17 protein-coding genes and 2 pseudogenes are annotated in these 21,500 nt (G+C 61.6%); 10 read left to right on the top strand and 9 right to left on the bottom strand.

Annotation, left to right across the window (positions count from 1 at the left end; genetic code table 11):
- Positions 1-169 precede the first annotated feature (169 nt).
- Both MMB92_RS20000 and MMB92_RS19995 read right to left on the bottom strand, forming a co-directional pair.
- The gene (locus MMB92_RS20000; protein ID WP_062885792.1) at positions 170-1,459 is read right to left on the bottom strand and encodes a porin; all 1,290 of its coding nucleotides are present in this window, start codon (positions 1,457-1,459) and stop codon (positions 170-172) included.
- Between the two features lie 128 nt (positions 1,460-1,587).
- Positions 1,588-3,030 carry an APC family permease gene (locus MMB92_RS19995; protein WP_277562880.1) on the bottom strand — a complete coding sequence of 481 codons (1,443 nt, stop codon included), beginning with the start codon at positions 3,028-3,030 and terminating at the stop codon, positions 1,588-1,590.
- Positions 3,031-3,439: 409 nt separating this feature from the next.
- Between MMB92_RS19995 and MMB92_RS19990 the strand changes: the two genes are divergently transcribed.
- The 3 genes from MMB92_RS19990 (at position 3,440) to MMB92_RS19980 (ending at position 5,874) form a co-directional block, all read left to right on the top strand.
- Positions 3,440-4,546, top strand: a complete 1,107-nt coding sequence (locus MMB92_RS19990) for an S-(hydroxymethyl)glutathione dehydrogenase/class III alcohol dehydrogenase (RefSeq protein ID WP_277562879.1) — start codon at positions 3,440-3,442, stop codon at positions 4,544-4,546.
- 16 nt (positions 4,547-4,562) lie between these two features.
- Positions 4,563-5,420 carry an S-formylglutathione hydrolase gene (gene fghA / locus MMB92_RS19985; RefSeq protein ID WP_062885790.1) on the top strand — a complete coding sequence of 286 codons (858 nt, stop codon included), beginning with the start codon at positions 4,563-4,565 and terminating at the stop codon, positions 5,418-5,420.
- 70 nt (positions 5,421-5,490) lie between these two features.
- Positions 5,491-5,874 (top strand): VOC family protein, encoded by a 384-nt coding sequence (locus MMB92_RS19980; RefSeq protein ID WP_080287976.1) that lies wholly within the window; start codon positions 5,491-5,493, stop codon positions 5,872-5,874.
- A 151-nt stretch (positions 5,875-6,025) separates the two neighbouring features.
- Here MMB92_RS19980 and MMB92_RS19975 read toward each other — a convergent pair whose 3' ends face one another.
- Together MMB92_RS19975 and MMB92_RS19970 are read right to left on the bottom strand one after the other, a co-directional pair.
- Positions 6,026-7,078, bottom strand: a complete 1,053-nt coding sequence (locus MMB92_RS19975) for a helix-turn-helix domain-containing protein (RefSeq protein WP_080465592.1) — start codon at positions 7,076-7,078, stop codon at positions 6,026-6,028.
- A gap of 23 nt (positions 7,079-7,101) precedes the next feature.
- Positions 7,102-7,740, bottom strand: a complete 639-nt coding sequence (locus MMB92_RS19970; protein ID WP_080465591.1) for a TetR/AcrR family transcriptional regulator — start codon at positions 7,738-7,740, stop codon at positions 7,102-7,104.
- 257 nt (positions 7,741-7,997) lie between these two features.
- On the opposite strand from MMB92_RS19970, the gene MMB92_RS19965 reads away from it, so the two are divergent.
- Positions 7,998-8,696 (top strand): LuxR C-terminal-related transcriptional regulator, encoded by a 699-nt coding sequence (locus MMB92_RS19965; protein ID WP_195761874.1) that lies wholly within the window; start codon positions 7,998-8,000, stop codon positions 8,694-8,696.
- Positions 8,697-8,712: 16 nt separating this feature from the next.
- Here the strand turns inward: MMB92_RS19965 and MMB92_RS19960 are convergent, their stop codons facing one another.
- The 3 genes from MMB92_RS19960 to solA form a co-directional block, all read right to left on the bottom strand.
- Positions 8,713-9,420 carry a histidine phosphatase family protein gene (locus MMB92_RS19960; RefSeq protein WP_196217761.1) on the bottom strand — a complete coding sequence of 236 codons (708 nt, stop codon included), beginning with the start codon at positions 9,418-9,420 and terminating at the stop codon, positions 8,713-8,715.
- Between the two features lie 99 nt (positions 9,421-9,519).
- Positions 9,520-10,464 (bottom strand): phosphotransferase, encoded by a 945-nt coding sequence (locus MMB92_RS19955; protein ID WP_051701074.1) that lies wholly within the window; start codon positions 10,462-10,464, stop codon positions 9,520-9,522.
- Entirely contained in the window at positions 10,461-11,600 is a 1,140-nt protein-coding gene (gene solA / locus MMB92_RS19950) for an N-methyl-L-tryptophan oxidase (RefSeq protein WP_062885788.1), read from the bottom strand. Before solA ends, MMB92_RS19955 begins: the two co-directional genes overlap by 4 nt.
- 456 nt (positions 11,601-12,056) lie before the next feature.
- Here solA and MMB92_RS19945 point away from each other — a divergent pair, with 456 nt between their 5' ends.
- The 6 genes and pseudogenes from MMB92_RS19945 to MMB92_RS19920 all read left to right on the top strand — a co-directional run bounded on the left by MMB92_RS19945 (position 12,057) and on the right by MMB92_RS19920 (position 18,488).
- Positions 12,057-13,310 carry an aminotransferase class III-fold pyridoxal phosphate-dependent enzyme gene (locus MMB92_RS19945; RefSeq protein WP_154233817.1) on the top strand — a complete coding sequence of 418 codons (1,254 nt, stop codon included), beginning with the start codon at positions 12,057-12,059 and terminating at the stop codon, positions 13,308-13,310.
- Between the two features lie 107 nt (positions 13,311-13,417).
- Positions 13,418-14,848, top strand: coding sequence for an aldehyde dehydrogenase family protein (locus tag MMB92_RS19940; protein ID WP_062885787.1), 1,431 nt, complete (start codon positions 13,418-13,420; stop codon positions 14,846-14,848).
- 76 nt (positions 14,849-14,924) lie between these two features.
- Positions 14,925-15,505: pseudogene (locus MMB92_RS19935) on the top strand (3-hydroxyacyl-CoA dehydrogenase family protein); the annotation flags it as partial.
- A 55-nt stretch (positions 15,506-15,560) separates the two neighbouring features.
- Positions 15,561-16,883, top strand: coding sequence for a phenylacetate--CoA ligase PaaK (gene paaK, locus MMB92_RS19930; protein ID WP_277562878.1), 1,323 nt, complete (start codon positions 15,561-15,563; stop codon positions 16,881-16,883).
- Between the two features lie 126 nt (positions 16,884-17,009).
- Positions 17,010-17,936 (top strand): annotated as a pseudogene (locus tag MMB92_RS19925) (methylmalonyl-CoA mutase family protein); the annotation flags it as partial.
- Positions 17,937-17,966: 30 nt separating this feature from the next.
- Entirely contained in the window at positions 17,967-18,488 is a 522-nt protein-coding gene (locus MMB92_RS19920) for a cobalamin-dependent protein (protein ID WP_277562893.1), read from the top strand.
- 62 nt (positions 18,489-18,550) lie between these two features.
- On the opposite strand, the gene MMB92_RS19915 is transcribed toward MMB92_RS19920, so the two are convergent.
- Entirely contained in the window at positions 18,551-20,644 is a 2,094-nt protein-coding gene (locus MMB92_RS19915) for an acetate--CoA ligase family protein (RefSeq protein ID WP_062885785.1), read from the bottom strand.
- Between the two features lie 12 nt (positions 20,645-20,656).
- Positions 20,657-21,433, bottom strand: coding sequence for an enoyl-CoA hydratase/isomerase family protein (locus tag MMB92_RS19910; protein WP_062886093.1), 777 nt, complete (start codon positions 21,431-21,433; stop codon positions 20,657-20,659).
- Between the last annotated feature and the right edge of the window lie 67 nt (positions 21,434-21,500).

Genomic DNA, 21,500 nt, shown 5'->3' with positions numbered 1-21,500 from the left:
ACAGCTGGACTTCGATACACCGGCTGAGCGATTTCATCAATTCGTTGCGTCGACGGATTGAATGCGCAACCCGGAGCATCCAATCGCCGGCCGTCATCGAACGACCACTGTTCGATCATTTGCAGCCGCACCCGGCGACGGACGCTTCGAATCTAACCATCCGCAACAACTAGAACGTATGCTTGATACCAACAGACACGGCAAGCTGGTTAGATGAGTTCGAATTGCCGAAATATGAGAGTTGTGCGTAGCGCTCGAGAGAGCCGGTTACGGGATTAATGCCGATTCCATCACCTGCCATTTTTTCGAAATTGCCGATCAGGTAGAGCTGCGTCCGCTTCGAAACGTTATAGATCGTCGCGAGGCTTACCTTGTGAATCTGAGGCCGATCCCCCGTTTCGGATATCTTTCCAATCGTGTATGCATAGGCTAGGCCGAATTGCAGCGCCTCAGAAAAATTGTACAGAGTATTGACTTCGGCTGTATCGAATCGCACATCGCTAACCGGGCCGCCGACTTGGACGAGATACCGACTGGCCAGCAACTTCGCGCGCGTAAGCGTGGCATTCACGTTGAATCGGCCGAAACTGTAGCTGCCTCCGACCCCGTATGTCCGAAGCTCGCTCGCGTTCTGCAGCTGGCAATAGTTCGACGGGCTTTGGCCGCAGCTAAACTCGCCGATGTATGCGTTGTTGCCCCCTAAGGCTGCTGTGAACGGATCCCGCAGCGAAAGATAACCGGCCGCAACGGAGAGGGCACCAGACTGGTAACCAGCCGCGACGGCCCATGCACGATTGGTCGCGAACGTTCCAGGTTGATTGCCCAGGCTGAACGTGCCGCTGAAGGAGAAGCCACCAAAGGACGGGCTCGTATACACAACGGAATTGTTCACATTGAACGCGGCATTCAGATTGTCGACGTCGCCAAAGTGCGCGCCTGCAAATCCGGACCAGACATTGCTCGATGCGTATGGTGCGAGATACGTCGTGTACGAGTCGAACTGGCGGCCAAGGGTGAGTACCCCGAGTTTGTCGGACTTGAGGCCAACGGTTGCATTCGCGTCAAACAGTCCGTTGGGCTCAAATAAAGCACCGTTGTTCGATTGAAAATAATTCTGCAAATTGAAAGTTGCAGCCATTCCGCCGCCGAGATCCTCCACGCCTTTAATGCCGAATGATGACGGCGCACTGTTACCGGCTGTCATTTGCCACGCGCGTTTTCCCGAAGCACCCGCGCCGTCTGCAATCTGCTGGTTGGACAGGAACGTGATGCCGGTGTCAACTACACCATAAAGTGTGACGCTGCTTTGGGCCGCGGCAATCATCGGTCCGCACGCGAAGATAGCCGCGACAGATGAACAGATTGCGCGGGTCCGAAACTTTGCATGCCTGGCATTGAGAGAGGATGAACTCGCGTAGCGATTCATTACCGAATACGAGTTGATTTTTGGATTGCGCATTCGAACGGCTCCTGGAATCGATGTGTTTCGGTCGAACGCCGCCCCGCAGAGGTCGCCGCCTGCGTTGGACCGATTGATGGGTTTCAGTTGGCTCGCTTACGAGCCATGTTTTGAACTTTCCGTGAAACTCACAACTCGGAGAGGAAGCGCCCCAGACTGCTGTAGCGATCCGGACGAGCCTTGCGCAACCAAAGTGCGTACACGACCCCTAAGAGCGCCAGCGTCGCGATGCCGTAAGGGAAGCAGTAGATCCACCGCGACGTCGATCCAGTCATCAGATCAAGGTGGCTGACTTCCATGAAGACGAACCACGCAAGCGCGATTGCGCTCGCCGCCGGCGCTATTTGCCTCACCCACGCGCTCTCGCCACGACCGCCCCGCATGAAAAAGGCGATTACCGAAAGCGAAGTCAAGCATTGAACCGACAGGAGACCGATGGTCGAGAGTGCGGCCGTATAGGGCAGGACGACGTTCATCGGGTCGGACTTCGACCACGCGAACAGGAGCAGAGCGGCGGCCACGGCGGTAGCTTGCACCGCACATGCAACTACGGGCGCTTGCTGTCCTCGTGATACCGTTGAGAGCACCTTTGGCAGCACTTCCTCTCGCCCGAGCGAGAAAATGTACCGGGACGTAGTGTTGTGGAAGCTGAGAAGTGCGGCGAACAGGCTGGTAAGCATCAGCGCTTGCATCGCCTCGGAAATGAATTTGCCGGCGATTCGCTCTGCCATTCCGTACCACAAACCGGCAGGATCTTTCCCAGCCATGGAGACGACCTCGCTCGGTCCCCAGACGACGATCAGCGCCCAAACGGAGAAGGTGTACAGCACCATGATCGTCGTGATGGAGATATACGTCGCCAATGGAATATTGCGATGCGGCTCCTTTGCTTCTTCCGCATAAATCGCGGTGGTTTCAAAGCCCATGTATGACCCGACGACAAACACGATTGCCGTTCCAAAACCGGCAGTGAAGGTATGCTGCGGGGTGAAAGGTGCGAGCGTATAGCCAGCGGGACCGCCATGCAAAACTGCAGCGACGTCGAATGCGGCGATGACGAGCATTTCGGCGGCGAGGAGGAAAAACAATAATCGACCGCTGATCTCGATGTTGGTGACACTCGCTACGAGAATGACAAGTAGCGCACCCAGGCAGCATATCCACCATGGCACGTCAACGCCAATCCAGTCGTGTAAGCCTGTCGACAGGAAGAATCCAAGCATGCCGTAACAGGCGAGCTGCATTGCGTTATACGACAAGATGGCGACAAACGCTGCACTGATGCCCCACGGCCGCCCGAGTCCCTGAGCGATGTACGCATAGAACGCACCCGCGTTCGTGGTGTATTTGCTCATTGCGGTGAAACCGACGCTGAAGAGCACATAGACTAGGCCGACGATGACAAATACCGAAGGCAGCCCGATGCCGTTGCCCATGGTGAGGGAAACGGGAACCGCTCCAACCAGAGCGGTCAAGGGGCCGTTGGTTGCGATGACGGCCGAGACTATTGCGAAGAGCCCTAAAGCGCCCTTCCGCAGGTGCGGTTGATCTACTTCTCTTGCGGCATCCATGGTGGGGTTCCTTCCAAAATTGGGGCGAAAAGCTGGCGTTATCGGCTTGTACATTTGTCAACGCAAGTTCTTCTGATCTGTGTTGATCTGTCGCATCGACCTCTCGCTGGAGACGGATTTCCGTGCGGTACCGGCATCTGTCGAACTGATTTTCTGCGGCCGAAATCAATCGTCAATCATCCCAAAGTTGCAAAGCCAGTGTTTCCCCTAGTGCGGGATACACCCAGGTGTCCCAGGTCAAGGGCACGAATGACGAAAAGGGGGCCACCCAAGCGTAGATTTCAGGTTGGAAGCAGATGCACTGATTCGCGCCATCGTGCGCAACGATCCCGCCAACATTCAGGAGAAGCGTTTGCTGAGCGTTCTTCGACATTTAATCTTCGTTCCAGCAAATAGATCGAGGATTGAGATGAAAACGAAAGCCGCAATCGCCTGGAAGGCAGGGCAGCCTCTCACGATCGAGGAAGTCGATCTCGAAGGGCCGCGTGCCGGCGAAGTGCTGATCGAAGTAAAGGCTACCGGCATCTGCCACACCGACTACTACACGCTGTCGGGCGCCGATCCGGAAGGGATCTTCCCGGCGATCCTCGGCCATGAAGGCGCGGGCGTCGTGGTCGACGTCGGCCCCGGCGTCGGCACCTTGCGCAAGGGCGATCACGTGATTCCGCTCTACACGCCCGAATGCCGCGAGTGCAAGTTCTGCCTGTCGCGCAAGACCAACCTGTGCCAGAAGATCCGCGCGACGCAGGGCAAGGGCCTGATGCCCGACGCGACGTCGCGCTTCTCGCTCGACGGCAAGCCGCTGTTCCACTACATGGGGACGTCGACGTTCTCGAACTACATCGTCGTGCCCGAGATCGCGGTAGCGAAGGTGCGCGAGGATGCGCCGTTCGACAAGATCTGCTACATCGGCTGCGGCGTGACGACGGGCGTCGGCGAGGTCGTGTACTCGGCGAAGGTCGAGGCCGGCGCGAACGTCGTCGTGTTCGGCCTCGGCGGGATCGGCCTGAACGTGATCCAGGGCGCGAAGATGGTCGGCGCGGACAAGATCATCGGCGTCGACATCAACCCGAAGCGCGTCGAGCTCGCGAAGAAGTTCGGGATGACGCACTTCATCAACCCGAACGAAGTCGAGAACGTGGTCGACCACATCGTGCAGCTGACCGACGGCGGCGCGGATTACTCGTTCGAATGCGTGGGCAACGTGAAGCTGATGCGCCAGGCGCTCGAGTGCACGCACAAGGGCTGGGGCCAGTCGTTCATCATCGGCGTGGCGGCAGCGGGCGAGGAAATCAGCACGCGTCCGTTCCAGCTGGTGACGGGCCGCGAGTGGAAGGGCTCGGCGTTCGGCGGCGCACGCGGCCGCACCGACGTGCCGAAGATCGTCGACTGGTACATGGAAGGCAAGATCAACATCGACGACCTGATCACGCACACGCTGCCGCTCGAGCGGATCAATGAAGGCTTCGACCTGATGAAGGCCGGCGAGTCGATCCGTTCGGTCGTGCTGTACTGACCGGGAGCGCACCGCGATGCTTGAACTCGTTTCCTCGCATGCGTGCCACGGCGGCGAGCAGCGTTTCTACCGTCACGATTCGGCGGCCATCGGCCTGCCGATGAAATTCTCGGTGTACCTGCCGCCGCAGGCCGCGCACGGCCGCGTGCCGGCGCTGTTCTATCTCGCGGGGCTCACGTGCACCGACGAGACGTTCGCGATCAAGGCCGGCGCGCAGCAATACGCGGCGCAGCACGGCATCGCGCTCGTGATGCCGGACACGAGCCCGCGCGGCGCGGGCATGCCGGGCGAGACCGACGCGTGGGACTTCGGCGTCGGCGCGGGCTTCTATGTCGACGCGACCGAAGCGCCGTGGTCCGCGCATTACCGGATGGAGTCGTACGTGACGGGCGAGCTGCGCGAACTCGTCACGGCCGAACTGCCGATCGACGGCGCGCGGCTCGGGATCTTCGGTCACTCGATGGGCGGGCACGGCGCGCTGACGCTTGCGCTGCGTCATCCCGGGCTGTACCGGTCGGTATCGGCGTTCGCGCCGATCGCCGCGCCGACACGCTGCCCGTGGGGCGAGAAGGCATTCTCGGGTTACCTTGGCGCTGATCGCGATGCCTGGAAGGCACACGACGCGAGCGAACTCGTCGCGCGCGCCGATGCGACGAAGTTCGCGGACGGCATCCTCGTCGACCAGGGGCTGGCCGATCAATTCCTCGCGAACCAGCTGAACCCCGACGTGTTCGAGGCCGCGTGCGCGAAGGCAGGCCAGCCGCTGACGCTGCGCCGCCATCCGGGCTACGACCACGGGTACTACTTCATCTCGACGTTCATCGCCGATCACATCGCGCATCACGCGCGTGCCCTCGGTGCGTACCGAGGGTGAATACACATTCATCCGAAGATTCATTCTGGCGCTCTGCGCCGTACCATCACGTCACTCAAAGAGGACAATCATGGCAGTCTTTACGCACATCACTGTTGGCACGAACAATCTCGAGAATGCGCGCTCGTTCTACGATCGTGTACTTGGAGAAATCGGCTTGAAGCGTGTCGCCGACCTCAACGACAGCGGCTCCATCTGGGGTCAGGAGTCTCCGTCTTTCTTCGTTCTGAAGCCGGCGAATGGCCAGGCAGCCACCGTCGGGAACGGTGTGACCGTCTCGTTTGAAGCACCCGATCGCAAGTCGATCGACGCATTCCACAAAAGCGCGCTTGCCGCCGGTGGAAAATGCGAAGGTCCTGCGGGACCACGTGGCTGGGCACCAAACGCATACGCCGCTTATGTGCGCGATCTGGATGGCAACAAACTTGCTGTCTATTGCTTCAAGGCTGAATGACCTGGCGCCGTTGCCAGAGATGAGCCTTTGGCCTTGAGTTTTCCCGCCGCGCCAGTACTACTTCTATCGGATCGATCCGCCTGCGTTCGTCTCGCAATCGCAACGAAGGCAGGCGGAACCTTTCCCATCCGGGTAAAGGAATCCACCCCTTTCAGGTTTCTCGGTGATCGGCTGGCGGCACCTGAGCCGAAGCGTAAGCGGCATTTTTCGGCTTCGTTTTTTCGTCTGCGCTTCTGCAGGTGCTCGGGCTTATACCGAGCACCTTTTGAAAGGAGCGTCGCATCAGTTCGTAGCTCCCGAACCCGACGTGGCTCGCGATCGCCTTGGCAGGCAGGGACGTCTCGCGAAGTAGCTGGCTCGCCATATCGATACGTGTCTTCTCCAGATAACGTCCAGGCGTCATGCCCATTTCCTCATGGAATACCCTCAAGAAGTTACGCTCGCTCATTGAGATGTATCTGGCCATCTCGGCAACGGAGAGCTTCCGTGTGATGTTTTCCAGAAGCCACTCTTGCAGGTGCCGAATTTCAATTCGGCTGGTCTGCTGAACTCGAAGGTGTACGCTCAACTGCGACTGTGTGCCCGAGCGCTTCAGATAGACCACGAGATCGCGGGCGACCAGATGGGCAAGTTCCGGACCGTGATCTTGCTCGACCATTGCGAGTGCCAGGTCGATCCCGGCAGTGACGCCAGCTGATGTCCACAGCCAATCGTCGTTCAGGAAGATGCATTCCTCATCGATTGAAACGTCAGGATAGCGATCCTTCAGTTCATCTCGAACGCTCCAGTGTGTCGTGGCGCGATGTCCGGCGAGCAGACCGGCGGCGGCAAGGAAGAAGACGCCGGAACACAGTCCCGCGGTTCTTTGGAGCCGACTCGCCGCCGAGCCGAACCAATCAACGATTTCAGGGTTTTGCGCGACGGCGTCGTCGATGCTCCGCGTGCCTACGACGAACGCGGTATGCGGCACCGACAATGGAGAAAGCGATTTGGTCGGCGTGAGGGATGCGACCGAGTCGGATGCAATGGGGGCTACCTTGCTCGCAACAATCCGCACGTCGTAACCTGGCGGGCGGCCCAGCTCCGCAAGATGGATGTTCGCATAAGAGAACACGGACATCGGTCCGACCGCGTCCAGAAGCTTGAAACCTTCATAAATGATCAGGTCGATGGTGATGGCCGGATGAGTGAGCCGCTTCTTCATACGATGTATTGACCACAATGAGTCTATTCACCTCCAAGAATGGAGGTGACGATGGAAAGCAATTCGGCGCGCAATGGCGGTGCGGTCGTGGCGTCGACGTACGTTCGTCTACCTGCCTCCCGGATCGCACCGACGAGCAGAATAGCGCACGCATCGGCGCGAGAATGCCCCTTCTTCCCCCGGAATTGCGGCGTGGCTCTCAGATCATCCGTGATCTCGGCGCGAACCCAACCGGATGACCGGCCGATCGCTGGCGCCAAAATCGGTGCCAGAGCTGGTTCGGCAACACTGTACAGCTTTCCCTTGCGCGGGTCCGCGCAGATGGAGAAGTAAGCGTCTGCGAACGCCATGATCTTCTCCGAAGGAGAAATTCCGCGATCCCGACGATTGGTGCTATCTCGTTGAAACTCGGCACCGATCTGCTCGTAAGCCAGAAGAAGCAGTTGATCGCGGCCACCCGGAAAGTGGTTGTAAAACGTTCCTTTGGACAAGCCCGCCCGTCTGAGAACGTCGTCCAGCGCACACAATCCCTCGCCGCTTTCTGCAAGCTCCGTCGTTACTGCATCGACAAGATCGTCCCTGACTCGAAGCTTATTGCGCTCACGCAAGGTCAATGGCGTTTTCGAGGTTACTGCGAGGAGCGTGGATGCGGGTTCGGACATTCGACTGTCTCACACGGCGGCTTGGGGGTTGAGGGCACTCGTCGGGCGACAACGCCGACCGTTCTATTGTGGGATGGAGTCGTTCACTTGGCAAGAAAACTTGTACACGGAGTCCAATTTATGGTTTTGGAGTATTGACTCGCGTTTTTTTGCTTTCTAACATGGATTCGTCACGGTGCGTGTTTACCTAAGGTCGGTTTTTCACTCCTGGCAAGTGTTCAGGAGGAAGGCGATCTTTGCCGAACAGGGAAATGATCATGCGTAGCGAGAAGGCGGGCGCCGAACAATTTGCAAGGCAGACATTGAATTTCATGTCGAATCTGCTGGGTGTCGACTCGATTGCGTTTTATCACATCGACGACGAAACGCGAGAGTCTCGGTTCAGGTTGCTGAACGTGCCTGCGAGCTTCCTCAATGATTACTTGAAGTATGCGGGGGATCTCGACCCACTTTCTCCTGTCCGGGCCCAATCCTTAGGAGGCGCTACCGCATTGCTGAGCAACGAACTTGGCGAAAGCGACGGCGACCGGGAGTACCACCGCTTCATGCGACTGCATGGATTCCGGGACACTATCGAACTATTCTTCCGGTGTAATGGACAAATGGTCGGAGGATTGAGTGTGCTTCTGAACGACTGCTCAGCCGTTCCGGATCGCAGGACTGAACTGCTGCAACGTTGTCGGATTGCACAGCCTTACATCGAGCACAATATCGCAAGCGGCCCCCAATCTTCGGCAATTCGCATCCGCGAGTGGCTGGCGAACGACCACGGCCTTTCAAAAAGAGAAGTAGCGGTTGCCGAACTGGTGGCGGCTGGTCGATGCAACAAGATGATTGGAGGGGATCTGTCGATCGCCGTCACGACCGTGAAAACACACCTGGTTCACATCTTCGACAAGGTCGGCGTCGATAGTCGTGCTGCGCTGATCGCAAAGATCAATGCTTTTTCGTCGTAACGAGCCGGCCTCGCTTCTAGCCGGCGTTCGCTTGTCGGTGTCGGGAAAGCAAATGCTCCAGCGTCGTTTCTAGCGGCGTTGGATGGAAAGGGTGGTGCGCGGCAAAGTTTATCAGTCGGACTACCCAATCCTCAGGTTCGGCGCCGATGTCCAGCACGTTCAAACAAGCGTAATCCTGCTCGATGCCGGCGAAATACGCGCCGCGATTTCCCGATAGCGCTCGGGAGATGATCGCAGTGTTGACCCCGCCGTGTACCGCAAGGAGCGCCACTTTCCAGCTGTCGTCCAACCGCAATGCATCGATCTCGGAATCGACCCGTGCCGTGAAGTCGCGAAGCGTCTCGCCATTCATAAACGCCCAGGAATCCGGCACCAGTCGAACTCCCGCAAAGAATGCTCGATCCAGGCTGGTTTGAGACAAGGCACTGACATCGTTACCACGAATTTCGCCTAGTGTATCGAGGCTTTCCACGCAGGCCACGCCAAGACGATTACCGATGATCCGAGCCGTTTCGAGGGATCGGAGCAACTTGCTCGAGAGGATCCGGTCAACGACCACGTCGTTCTCTTCCAGAAATGCGGCTGTCTGCTCTACCTGTGCTCTTCCGAGGCTCGAAAGAGGCGGGTCCTGGTCCATTTGATCCCGTTGGGGGAAGTAGTTCACTTCTCCGTGGCGGACGAGGTAGATCCTTCGTCGACCGGACAAAACGGACTCATGCTTCATTTGCTGCCCCCCGCAGTGGTGGAGATATTCGGAGCATCCGGACATACACGAAAAGACGGAAATTGCTGCCTGCGCGCGGTGCGCGCGGCAGCTGTGGCGTCAACGGGCCGCGGTCTGGAGCAGTGTCCCGAACTCGGATGAATCGATCCGTTTTTTTACCTTGTCAAGGCTGCGATTCAATTCACCCGCGTAATCGTAGTCAGCGTTCTTGTCGCTTGCTCCTTGCGCGACCGTCCATAGACCAAGACTGCAGTAATCGGCGGCTAGTGCGAAGAGGCGCACGCGGGCCTGCCTGCCTGCATCGTTGGCGCCGAAGTAGTCTTCACACATCTGGCCGATTGAATCCGTGTCGAGCTCACCGTACGTCGCGATGAAACCGAGTTCGTAGCAGCGATCGCCATTCCCGGACAAATCGTAGTCGACGAGTCGTACGTCACCGGTCGTCGTCTCGAGAATGTTGGCACCGTAGAGGTCGTTGTGACATGGAACGAAGTCGGTGATCCGGAGGTCGAGAACCTTTTCGACGCGCGCCATCACTTTGCACAGTTCTTCATAACCGTCGGGAAGGTCCACGCCGCGTTGGCGCGCGCATGCAAACTGCGATCTGGCGTCCGAAAACGGACTGAAATCCCGTGCGAAGCGAGCGCCGCTGTCATGCAGGCGACGCGCGGCGCTCAGAAGGCGCCTGCGGCCCGCGCGATCCGAGGTGTCGAGAAGTTTGCCGGGAAGGAATTCGACCACCAGCGCGAGTGGTTCCGTGGTGATTTTCAATACCCGCGCACCAATACCCAACTCGCCGGCCAGGCGCGTGTTTTCCATCGCGACGCCGGACGGAGGAATCACGCCAAGTCCCTCCCAAGTCGTATTCCACAACTTGAGCATGCACTTGCGGTCGCCGTCGATGGCCACCAGGTTTTTGTGCGCACCACCGCCTGACATCCATTCGAACACGGGCCGGGAGTCTGCCCAACCCGGTGTTCGACGGATGACATCTTCAGCGCGCTTGAGCAGATCAGCATCGAGGACGGTTTCGATGACACTCATTTCGTCACCTCGCTGTTTTTCAGATTGAACCGTGCTGTCGTGAAGGTGTCGAGGTCCGGACGTTCCGTGCCATCGACGAAATCGGCCAGTGCTTTGCCGACCACTGGCGCGTAACGAAATCCGCGGCCGGTACACCCCGCGCCGATAACGACATTCGTATGGTCCGGATGTGCCCCGAGCAGCCAATGACCGTCCTTGCTTTCGCTCCACATGCACACCGCGCCCCCTACCGGTTCTGCATCGAGCTGCGGCAAGCGCTGACGGAGCACCTCGCGCACGCGCTCGACATCGTTAGCCTTGATATCTTGACTGATCGTATCGGGATCGATGATGTCCATTCGAGTGGCGACGCTGAACTTGTAGGTGCCGTCAGGTTCGGGACATCCGTAAGCCGGCATCCCGGGGTCACCCGGGGGAGCGGCAAAGAAGAGGGCGGGCAAAGCGACATGACCCGCCGGGACCTTGAAATTGACGAGTACTTGTCGCTCTACGTCCACGGGAAGGTCAAGGTTCAGGATCCTGTTCGACCTCGCGCCTGCGGTGACGACGAGCTTGTCTGCTCGATAGGTGCCCTGAGCTGTGCGGACTTCCACGCCGCTGGCGTCGGCGTTCCACGTCAGAACGGGTTCGTCGAAGCGGAACTCGACACCGTGTTCGGAGGCCAATTTCTGCAAGGAGTGAATGGCAGGTTCGACCAGGATGATCGAGCCATTCGGTTCCCACACCGTCAACTCGCGCTCCCGTGTTTTCAGCCACGGGAAACGTGAAGAAGACTCGGCATTGGAAAGAACTTCGTATTCGAATTCGCTTTTCTGCAGGTTGGAAAGCGTCTTGTCGAACCACTCGGAACCGGGTTCGCCGATAAACGCCGAACCGGTTTTGACCAGAATGTCCTGACCGACCTTCTTCGAAACTTCGCCCCACATTTCCCAAGCGGCTTCGGTAAGCTTGATGTAGGCAGGGCCGGAACTGTTCGATTGCCGCGCGAGGCGCGTCGCGCCGCCGTGCGAGCCAACCTTGTGAGGCGGACGAAATGCATCGATCGCCAGTACCCGATAGCCACGGGTGGCCAATTGCCAGCTTGCTGCGCTACCCCAGGTGCCGGCACCGAGAACGATCACATCGAAACTGCTCATCATAAATCCCGAAGAACATGGAGCTCGCGGACGTCTTTCGTCCGACGATTCTCGCCGTTAATGAACGGTCGTTGTCGGCTCAGCCGGCATCGACATCTGCAGCCCGGTCTTGACCGGACTTTCATTCATTTTTCGCAGCAGAAAATAAATTGTCGTCCTCCAAAGGTTGGAGACTCGACTAGGGTTTGTACGTGCTACTGGAACAAGATCGGAATCGACAACCCAGGTATTTGCGAGCCTTGCTCGCTCCATCGTCCTGTTCGGGAGCCTGTCGGTAGCCCTCGGTTCCAACAATATGGTTTGCAAGCTGCCAACAAATCAAACCTTCGATTGATTCGGAATCGAAGCCGTTCGTGAAGAATCTAGCCAGTTGATGGAGGGTGGCGCATCGCGGCGCATTGGCTGCCGAGACCGGTTCATGGCCATAACCTCCGTGAAATTCCTCAGGAGCGGAAATTGAATACTCAGGATGATTCGGTGATGGACCTCTCGACCGCAGCGCCAGAGCAGCCTTTTGAAGGCCGCGAGCAGACGATCGCGGCGTCGACGCGCTACCTCGCGTCGGAGAGTGGCAGATTGCTGCGCGGTCTCGGCGCAGACTTGATCATTGGCGCGCGCGAGCGAGCGCAGTTCCAGGACGCTTTCAGCGGAAAATGGTACTGGAACATGCACTGCAACGGTGGAGTGTTCAACATGGGCCACCGCAACGAGCGGTTACTCCAGGCACTCCGCGGTGCGCTCGACACGTTGGACATTGGCAACCATCGATTCACTTCCGGCATCCGGGCGCAAGCTGCGCAGAAACTGACCAGGTCGACCGGCGGCGTGCACGCCGGCGTGGTGTTCAATGCGTCCGGCGGGGAAGCGAATGACCTCGCCATTCGGCTCGCACGCGGCGTTACGGGGCGGCAGAAAGTGATCAGCATCGTGGGCGGCTATCACGGTCACACGGGTATCGCCATCTCGACCACGGACCCGGAATTCTCCGCTCCTTTCGGTGGACCGCTTCCCGGCTTCGTCCAGGTTCCGTGGAACAACCTGTCCGCGATGGAAGCGGCGATCGACGACGACACGGCTGCAGTCATCATGGAAACCCAGCCCTCGTCATGTGGCTTCCTTCTCCCGACAGACGGATATCTGCAGGCTGTGGAGAAGCTATGTCGCGATAGAGGCGCGATGTTGCTCATCGACGAGGTGCAGACCGGTATGGGCCGGACCGGACATGTCTGGTCGTGGCAGTACCATGGCATTGAACCGGACATTTTCGTGAGCGGAAAGGGTCTGTCTGGTGGCGTCTACCCCATGGCGGCAACGATGATGAAGCAACCGATCTTCGATCATCTTCATCGGTTTCCCTACGGACAGGTCTGCACGTACGGCGGGAACGAAATCGGCAGCGCCGTGCTGTGCGAACTCCTCGACATGGTCGATAACCCGACGTTCCTCGGACACGTGCGCTCGTTGAGTCAGCAATTCCACGAAGGCTTTGCCGATGCCGCGTTCGACTACTGGACGATCGGCTTGAGCGGCGGGATAGGTCGAAATACGCCTGACTGGGCACTGACCGCCATGCCCAAGCTGTACGAAGCCGGAGTATGGGCAGTGTTCTCGTCGTTCAACAAGAGCGCGTTGCAATGCAAGCCCGTCATGATCATGACGGCGGAAGAGGCGGACCGACTCATCGGCGTGGTGAAAGCCGCGCTTCGCTAGTCTGAATTTCAACCAGTGCACGGAAGCGATCGGTAGACCTGCGTCATCTATCGCCTACATTCGGTACGGACATTGAGAGCTTGGGGCACCAAGGGAGGGGGCAACGCATGAAAATCCATCTGAATGTCGTCAACGGCATGTTGGTCGAGGCCGCGGAGACCATTGAATCGCTCAACCCGGCGACTTCCGAGCCCATTGGTCGGGTTCCCATTTCGACGAAAGCGGAAGTCGATGCGGCAATTGCCGCTGCCCGGGCTGCGCAACCTGCGTGGATGTCACTTTCGGACGACGCTCGAAGGGCTGCGCTGCAGCGAGTAGCCGACGTTCTCGAAGAGAACGCCGAGTATCTCGCCACGTGGATTACCCGCGAGCAAGGAAAGCCCTTGGGCGGGGTGGGTCCGAATCAGATCCCCGGTTCGCGATTCGAGATGTGGGGCTGCGAGGTATGGACCCGGGTGCCTGCGAGCTTGGACCTGGCTCCTGAGGTCGTGTTCGAGGACGAGACTCGACGCGACGTCATGCACCGCCAGCCATATGGCGTGGTGGCCGCCATTGCGCCATGGAACTGGCCTCTGCTGATTGCGATCTGGCAGATTATTCCCGCGCTGCGCACGGGTAACACGGTCGTGCTCAAGCCATCTGAGTTGACCAGTATCTGCACGCTCGAGATGGTTCGTTTGATCGCGGAAGTGCTTCCGCCGGGCGTGCTGAACACGGTGAGCGGAGACGGCAGGGTCGGCGGATTGCTGACTTCGCATCCTGACGTAGACAAAATTCTATTCACGGGGTCAACCGCCACCGGTGCTCGCATTTCGGCGGTCGCGGCCGAAACCGTCACACCTACGACGATGGAGTTGGGCGGCAACGACGCCGCCATTGTTTTGGCAGATGCGAACCCCAAAGATATTGCGCAAGGCTTGTTCTGGGGGGCCTTCCTCAACATGGGCCAAACGTGCGCATGCATTAAGCGACTCTACGTCCCCGAACAGCTTCACGATGAACTTGTTTCGGAGCTCAAGGCAATCGCTGAAATGCTTCCAATGGGTGATGGGCTCGCGGCGGGCGTCGCGATGGGTCCCATTCAAAACCGCGCGCAATACGACAAGGTATTGGCGCTTGTGGAAGCTGCGCGCGCCGAAGGTGGAACTGTGGTGTGCGGGGGCATAGCCCCATCGGGTACTGGTAACTTCTATCCGATTACGCTAGTGACCGGTCTAAAGGATGGCGCCCGTCTGGTGGATGAAGAGCAATTCGGGCCGGTTCTCCCTATCATCAAGTACGGCGAATTGGCGGACGCCGTCAATAGCGCGAATCGTCTCGAGGTGGGGCTTGGTGCCTCGGTGTGGTCGTCGGACTTTGATCGCGCAGCGGACGTTGCGTTGAAGATTCACGCTGGAACCGTTTGGATCAACCAGCATGGTGCGATTCATCCAATGGTCCCTTTCGGCGGAATCAAGAGGTCGGGCTGGGGCGTAGAGTTTGGACTTGACGGCATGAAGTCCATGACTCAACCACACGTTATCAGTATCAAAAAGTGACGCAGTCGATTGCTGAGCCGCTCCATTTTCACTACCGTTTTGAAATCCTGCAAAACCGCTCCTTTCGCCGGACGACGCGCAGGACGATCTGGCCGCCGCGCTGCATACGCGCTTCACCGAACGCATCGCGGGCGCACGGCAGGTCGACGAACTGCCGGCTACGGCCGGCCGCGCGTCGCGCGCTGACCGACGGCCGCACCGCGACCGCGCGCGCCGCGCAGACGGGCGTGGCCGATCTCGTGCTGGTCGACTTCGCGCGCGATTACACGCAGGCCGGGCTCGTTGCGCTGACGCGTGCGCTCCAGTGCAGCGACGCGGCCTATGCGGATGCGGTCGGCCTGTTCCAGCAGGCGGGTTTTCGCGTCGTCGGCGTCGCGGACGTGCAGGGGATGGTCGCGATGCATACCGTCGCGATGCTCGCGAACGAGGCGGCCGACACGGTGAACCAGGGCGTGTGCTCGCCCGCCGATCTCGATCTCGCGATGGAGAAGGGCGTGAACTACCCGTGCGGCCCGCTTGCATGGGCCGATGCGATCGGCATCGGCACGCGTGTTTCGCGTGCTGTCGAACCTCGCGGCGAGCTACGGCGAGGACCGCTATCGCGTGTCGCCGCGCATCGCCGCGCTGCATGCGGCCGGCCGGACGTTCCGCTCATGACCGGCCGGTCATTTCGAACACGATAACGACATCACTCCATTGGAGGAGCACCCCGATGACTCACACGACGCATCCCGCCGCCGCCCTCGAACCGATCGAGACCGCCAGCCGCGACGAACTGCAGGCACTGCAGCTCGAGCGCATGAAGTGGTCGCTGCGCCACGCGTACGACAACGTCCCGCACTATCGCCGCACGTTCGATGCGGCCACCGTGCATCCGGACGACCTGAAGTCGCTCGCCGATCTCGCGAAGTTCCCGTTCTCGACCAAGAACGATTTGCGCGACAACTATCCGTTCGGGCTGTTCGCGGTGCCGCGCGAGCAGGTCGTGCGCGTGCACGCGTCGAGCGGCACGACGGGCAAGCCGACGGTGGTCGGCTACACCGCGCGCGACATCGATACCTGGGCGAACGTGACCGCGCGCTCGATCCGCGCAGCCGGCGGCCGCCCGGGCGACACACTGCACAACGCGTTCGGCTATGGCCTCTTCACGGGCGGCCTCGGGATTCACTATGGCGCGGAGCGGCTCGGCTGCATGGTCGTGCCGATGTCGGGCGGGCAGACCGAGAAGCAGGTGCAACTGATCCGCGATTTCGAGCCGAAGATCATCCTCGTCACGCCGTCGTACATGCTGAACCTGATCGACGAGATGGTGCGGCAGGGCATGGACCCGGCCGAGTCGTCGCTGAAGATCGGCATCTTCGGTGCCGAGCCGTGGACGCAGGCGCTGCGCGAGGAAGTGGAGACGCGCGTGGGCATCGACGCGCTGGACATCTACGGGCTGTCGGAAGTGATGGGGCCGGGCGTCGCGTGCGAATGCGTCGAGACGAAGGACGGCCCGGTAATCTGGGAAGACCATTTCTATCCGGAGATCATCGATCCCGTCACGGGCGAAGTGCTGCCCGACGGCAGCCAGGGCGAGCTCGTGTTCACGTCGCTGACGAAGGAAGCGATGCCGGTGATCCGCTACCGCACGCGTGACCTCACCGCGCTGCTGCCGCCCACCGCGCGCGCGATGCGCCGGCTCGCGAAGATCACCGGCCGCTCCGACGACATGCTGATTGTCCGTGGGGTGAACGTGTTCCCGAGCCAGATCGAGGAGATCGTCGTCGCGCTGCCGCAGCTGTCGGGCCAGTTCCAGATCACGCTGTCGCGCGACGGTCACATGGACCGGCTCGACCTTGCGGTCGAACTGCGCTCCGAAGCGGCCGCGTCCGTCACCGAAAGCGATCGCGCGGCGCTCGCGCGCGAGCTGCAGCACCGGATCAAGACGATGGTCGGCGTGTCGTCCGGCGTGACGGTGCTGGCGGCCGGCGGCATTCCCGCGACCGCGACCGGCAAGGCCCGGCGCGTGATTGATCGCCGTCATGCGGCGTGATGTTGAAGTGTGTTGATTTCCACCGAACCTTGACCCGCGGTGCGTCGAAAAACACGACCGGATACATTGGCTCGAGTGGTCGCGTAGGCGGGAGGCGCGCACCGATCGTTTCCGCGCGCACTGTCGGTGTCGGGATATCACTTCCAGGAAGCCGGCGCCAATACCGTGCTCGAGCTTGCGCTGACGTTGTCGAACGCGTGCGTGTACTTCGACACGCCGGCTGCACGCGGCATGCCTGCGGATGAAGCCTGCTCCCGTTTGAGTTTTTTCTTCGGCGTCGGCAGCGATTTCTATACGGGAATCGCCAAGCTGCACGCAGCGCGACTCCTGTGGGCGGAGATCGCACACGCGTGCGGCGCGCGTTCGCCCCGGGCGTGCGCGCTGCGCGTGCATTGCCAGACATCGGGCTGGTCGTTGACCGCACAGGAGCCGGAAAACAACATCGTTCGCGTGGCGGCGCAGGCGATGGCCGCGACGTTCGGCGGCACGCAGTCGCTGCACACGAATGCGTACGATGAAGCGCTTGCACTGCCTCCCGCGGCGGCGGCGCGCCTCGCGCGCAATACGCAGCTGATTCTGCAGCATGAAACGGGACTGTGCGATGCGGTCGATCCGTGGGTCGGTTCGTACATGATGAAGTCGCTGACGGACGACATCGCGACGCGCGTGCGTGCCTAACTGGCGGCCATCGACGCGCAGGGCGGCGTGATCGCCGAGATCGAGTCCGGCTGGGTGAAGCGGCGCATGCTGCATGCCGCGGCCGCGACGCAGGCACAGATCGATTCCGGGCGCCGAACCGTGGTCGGCGTGAACCGCTTCGTCGCGGACGAACCGACTGGCGAATTTATGGTGCGCGAGATAGACGGCCGTCATGTGCGTGCCGGGCAGGCGCGGCGAATTGCAGCTGTCAAGGCCGCGCGCGATTCGGCGCGGGTTGCGACGGCGTTGCAGCGGCTGGCCGACGCGGCGCGCGACGGCACCGGAAACCTGCTCGAACGGGCGATCGACTGCATGCGGGCACGTGCGACCGTCGGGGAGTGTACGCGCGCACCGGAATCGGTATGGCCGCGACATGCCGCGGCGGTGGAAGCGGACGGCGAGGGCGTCTACGGCGAACATCGGCGAGACGACGCTGCATGGCGGGCGGCGAAGGGCTGCGTCGACCGGCTGGCGAAGCGCGTGGGACGCAGGCCGCGCATCATGATCGCCAAGCTCGGCCAGGATGGACACGACCGCGGCGCGGCCGTCGTCGCAGCCGCGCTCGAGGACGCCGGATTCGATGTCCTTCGCCTGCCACTGTTTCAGCAACCGGCATCCGTGGCAGCCGCCGCGCAGGCGCATGGCGCCGATAGCGTGGGCATTTCGTCGTTGTCGGGCGGCCACCTCGAGCTCGTCGAAGGGCAGCTCGACGAACTGGCCTTGCATCGCGCCGAGATGCCGGTGGTGCTGGGCGGCGTCTTTCCCGCCGCGGATGCGCGACATCTCAAGACGAAGGGTGTCGCGGCGACTTTCGGGCCCGGCACCCCGCTCGACGAGATCGTCGAAGCGCTATGCGCATGTATCGAGCGGGCTCGGTGTGCGCACCCGGCGAACGTCGCGAACTGACGGGGCGGCCGTTCGTTCCTGCGACAGCGGACGCATCGCATGAACGAGCGGCTGGCGCCGCGTCATGCGATCACGGCGACCCCGTCGGCCGCCCGCACGCCCCGGCCGGCGTCGAGCACGAACAGCGGATTGATCTCGGCTTCGACGAGCCGCTCGCCGAGTTGAAGGGCCATCCGCGAGAACGCGACGAGCGCGGCGGCGAGCGCGTCGACATCCGCTTTCGGCCGGCCGCGATAGCCGTCGAGCAGTGGCCATGTGCGAAGCTCGCGAATCATGTCGCTCGCGTCTCGAAGCGACAACGGTGCATCGGTCGGCAGCATGCGCAGCACTGTGTCGTTCAGGATTTCCGCGGTCACGCCGCCCATGCCCAGCAGGATCGCCGTGCCGAGCGGATCGCGATGCAGACCGACGATCATCTCGACGCCACCCGAAACCATTTCCTGCACGAGGAATGCGTCGGGCGCGAAGCCGGCCGCGGTCTCGACGTCGCAGCGCATGCGCGTGAGTCGCGCGCCGATCTCGTCTGCTGCCAGGCCGACCGCCACACCACCGATGTCGCTCTTGTGCGTGATGCGGTTGGACAGCAGCTTGAGTACGACGCGATCGTCGAAGTCGCGTGCAGCCTGCTCGGCGTCGGCACAAGTCCGTACGACGCGCTCGCGCGCGGGCGTGATACCGAAGCGGGCGAACAGCGCCTTGGCCTGCGCTTCGTCGAGCGGCCCGGTCGGCACGTCGGCCACGTCCACCGTACTCGCTTCGGCGGCGGACGCGGCCTCGGTCACGTCCACGCGCCGACGCCCGGTCTCCCGCATGGCGGCCATCGCGCTGCTGACGCTTTCCGGCGACATGAACGCCGGGACGCCGAGCCGGTTCATCGCGCGCACGACCGTCGGCGCATGCGGGCTGACGAACGCCATCACCGGCTTGTCGGTATCGGGCAAAGCGTCGCGAACGGCGCCGGCCATCAGGTCCGGCATCCCGATGCTGGACGAGCCTGCGATCACGGCGACGGCGTCGTAGGACGAGCTGTCGGCGAGCGTCCGGATCGCGCGGCGCAGCAGGTCCGGCTGCAGGCCGGCCAGCGTCACGTCGATTGGATTCCGGTCGAGCACCGCGTGATCGCCGGTCTGCAGCGCGCGCAATGCAGCGGCCGTATCCGGATCCGGTGCGGGCGTGTCGAATCCGGCGAGGCCGAGATTGTCTGCGACGAGCGTGCCCGCGCCTCCGGTCGACGTGAGAATCGCGACCCGCTTGCCGCGCAGCGAGCGGCCGGATGCCAGCGCATTTGGAATGTCGAGCAGGTCGCCGAACGTGTTCGCCCGGATTACGCCGGCATCGCGGAACAACGCGTCGTACATCCGATCCTCGCCGGCCAGCGCGCCGGTGTGCGAGACGGCCGACTGCGCACCGGATTCCGAGCGGCCGATCTTGTAGACGACGATCGGCTTGCCGGCGCCGGCGGCCTTGCGGGCCGCCGCACGAAAGCGCGCCGGGTCGCGCAGGCCTTCCAGGTACAGCGCGATCACGGACGTGGCCGCGTCGTCGACGAAGAAGTCGATGAAGTCGCTCACGTCGAGATCGACCTCGTTGCTGGTCGAAACGAGTTTCGACAAGCCCATGCCGCGGTCCGCCGCGCGCGAGAGCAGCGCGCCGAGAATCCCGCCGCTTTGCGAGACGACGCTGACGCCGCCGACCGTGAAATCGTCGGTGTCCAGCGCACCGCTGGCGGACAGCGTGACCCCGTCCGTCAGGTTCACGACGCCGATCGTGTTGGGGCCGAGCACACGCATCGATCCTGCCGCCGCCTTCAACTGCGCCTGGCGGCGCATACCGGCCTCGCCGGTTTCCGCATAACCGCTCGCGAGGACGATCGCGGCGGCCGTCCCGCGCCTGGCCAGCGCTTCGACGGCGACGTGGGCGCGATCGGCGCCGAGCAGCACGATGCCGACGTCCGGTGCGGCCGGCAGGGCATCGACGTCCGCGTAGCAGGGCAGTCCGGCGATCGACGAGTAGCGCGGATTCACCGGATAGATTTCGCCCTGGAATCCGTGCTTCTGAAGATACGCGATGGGCCGGCCGGCCGTCTTCGCGGCGTCCGAGGATGCGCCGATGACCGCGACGCTGGCCGGACGCATCAGGTTGGCGATGGCATTCATCAATGGCTCCTGTCAGCGCGTGTTGTCGAGAAATTCACGCACGGCGCTGCGGTGCTCGCGGCTCGTGTAGCAGACGGCCTGCGCCTGGCTGCCTTGCACCAGCATTTGAGCAGCCGACAGTTCGTAGCTCTGGTTCAGCAGTGTCTTGCCGAGCGCGAGTGCGGTAGGCGAGCCCTTGATCAATTCCTGCGCCCAGGCCGTGGCATCGGCAAGCAGCGTATCGGGCGCACTGACGCGATCGGCGATGCCGAGTTCTCGCGCCTCGCGGGCGTCGACCTTGCGACCGCTGAAGATCAGGTCCTTGGCAGCGGCCAGTCCAACGCGCCGCGGCAGGAAGTACAGGCCGCCGCCGTCGGGAATCAGCCCGCGCTTGATGTAGCTCCACACGAACGTCGCCGCCTCCGATGCAACCACGAAATCGCACGACAACGCCATATCCGCGCCCAGGCCGGCCGCGGCGCCGTTGACGGCCGCGATCGTCGGCTTCGGCATCGTATGCAGCAGCGAGACCGCATGATGGACGCGCTGCTGGCGCGACCAGCCGTTGAACGCGACTTCGTCGGCCGGCGCTTCCATGCGCTGGGCCATGCCGGCGATGTCGCCGCCCGCGCAGAAGCCTTTGCCGTTGCCGGTGACGATGACGGCGCGGACTTCCGGCGCGCGCGCCAGCGAATCGAGCGCTTCGATCAGTTCGGTACGCATCGCATCGCTCACGGCGTTGCGCTTGTCGGGGCGATTCAGGGTAAGGGTCGCGATGTTCGATTGAATCGTGACGTCGATGGTTTGCATGTTCGGTTCCTGCGTCGAAGGCGATGGGTCCGGTGCATTCGCCATGCAGGCGGCACGGCGATCCGGT

It is taken from the genome of Burkholderia sp. IO2 (assembly GCF_029522185.1).
In the GTDB taxonomy this organism is placed as follows: Bacteria; Pseudomonadota; Gammaproteobacteria; order Burkholderiales; family Burkholderiaceae; genus Burkholderia; species Burkholderia cenocepacia.
The sequence above is the reverse complement of the archived record's forward strand: the minus strand, read 5'-3'. Positions and strand labels throughout refer to the sequence as shown.

What these genes read in the sequence shown, in the direction of transcription:
- MMB92_RS19980 (WP_080287976.1), top strand. Translation starts at nt 5,491, where the DNA reads ATGGCAGTCTTTACGCACATCACTGTTGGCACGAACAATCTCGAGAAT.
- MMB92_RS19975 (WP_080465592.1), bottom strand. Translation starts at nt 7,078, where the DNA reads ATGAAGAAGCGGCTCACTCATCCGGCCATCACCATCGACCTGATCATT.
- fghA (WP_062885790.1), top strand. Translation starts at nt 4,563, where the DNA reads ATGCTTGAACTCGTTTCCTCGCATGCGTGCCACGGCGGCGAGCAGCGT.
- MMB92_RS20000 (WP_062885792.1), bottom strand. Translation starts at nt 1,459, where the DNA reads ATGCGCAATCCAAAAATCAACTCGTATTCGGTAATGAATCGCTACGCG.
- MMB92_RS19970 (WP_080465591.1), bottom strand. Translation starts at nt 7,740, where the DNA reads ATGTCCGAACCCGCATCCACGCTCCTCGCAGTAACCTCGAAAACGCCA.
- MMB92_RS19960 (WP_196217761.1), bottom strand. Translation starts at nt 9,420, where the DNA reads ATGAAGCATGAGTCCGTTTTGTCCGGTCGACGAAGGATCTACCTCGTC.
- MMB92_RS19955 (WP_051701074.1), bottom strand. Translation starts at nt 10,464, where the DNA reads ATGAGTGTCATCGAAACCGTCCTCGATGCTGATCTGCTCAAGCGCGCT.
- MMB92_RS19965 (WP_195761874.1), top strand. Translation starts at nt 7,998, where the DNA reads ATGCGTAGCGAGAAGGCGGGCGCCGAACAATTTGCAAGGCAGACATTG.
- MMB92_RS19995 (WP_277562880.1), bottom strand. Translation starts at nt 3,030, where the DNA reads ATGGATGCCGCAAGAGAAGTAGATCAACCGCACCTGCGGAAGGGCGCT.
- solA (WP_062885788.1), bottom strand. Translation starts at nt 11,600, where the DNA reads ATGAGCAGTTTCGATGTGATCGTTCTCGGTGCCGGCACCTGGGGTAGC.
- paaK (WP_277562878.1), top strand. Translation starts at nt 15,561, where the DNA reads ATGACTCACACGACGCATCCCGCCGCCGCCCTCGAACCGATCGAGACC.
- MMB92_RS19940 (WP_062885787.1), top strand. Translation starts at nt 13,418, where the DNA reads ATGAAAATCCATCTGAATGTCGTCAACGGCATGTTGGTCGAGGCCGCG.
- MMB92_RS19990 (WP_277562879.1), top strand. Translation starts at nt 3,440, where the DNA reads ATGAAAACGAAAGCCGCAATCGCCTGGAAGGCAGGGCAGCCTCTCACG.
- MMB92_RS19915 (WP_062885785.1), bottom strand. Translation starts at nt 20,644, where the DNA reads ATGAATGCCATCGCCAACCTGATGCGTCCGGCCAGCGTCGCGGTCATC.
- MMB92_RS19910 (WP_062886093.1), bottom strand. Translation starts at nt 21,433, where the DNA reads ATGCAAACCATCGACGTCACGATTCAATCGAACATCGCGACCCTTACC.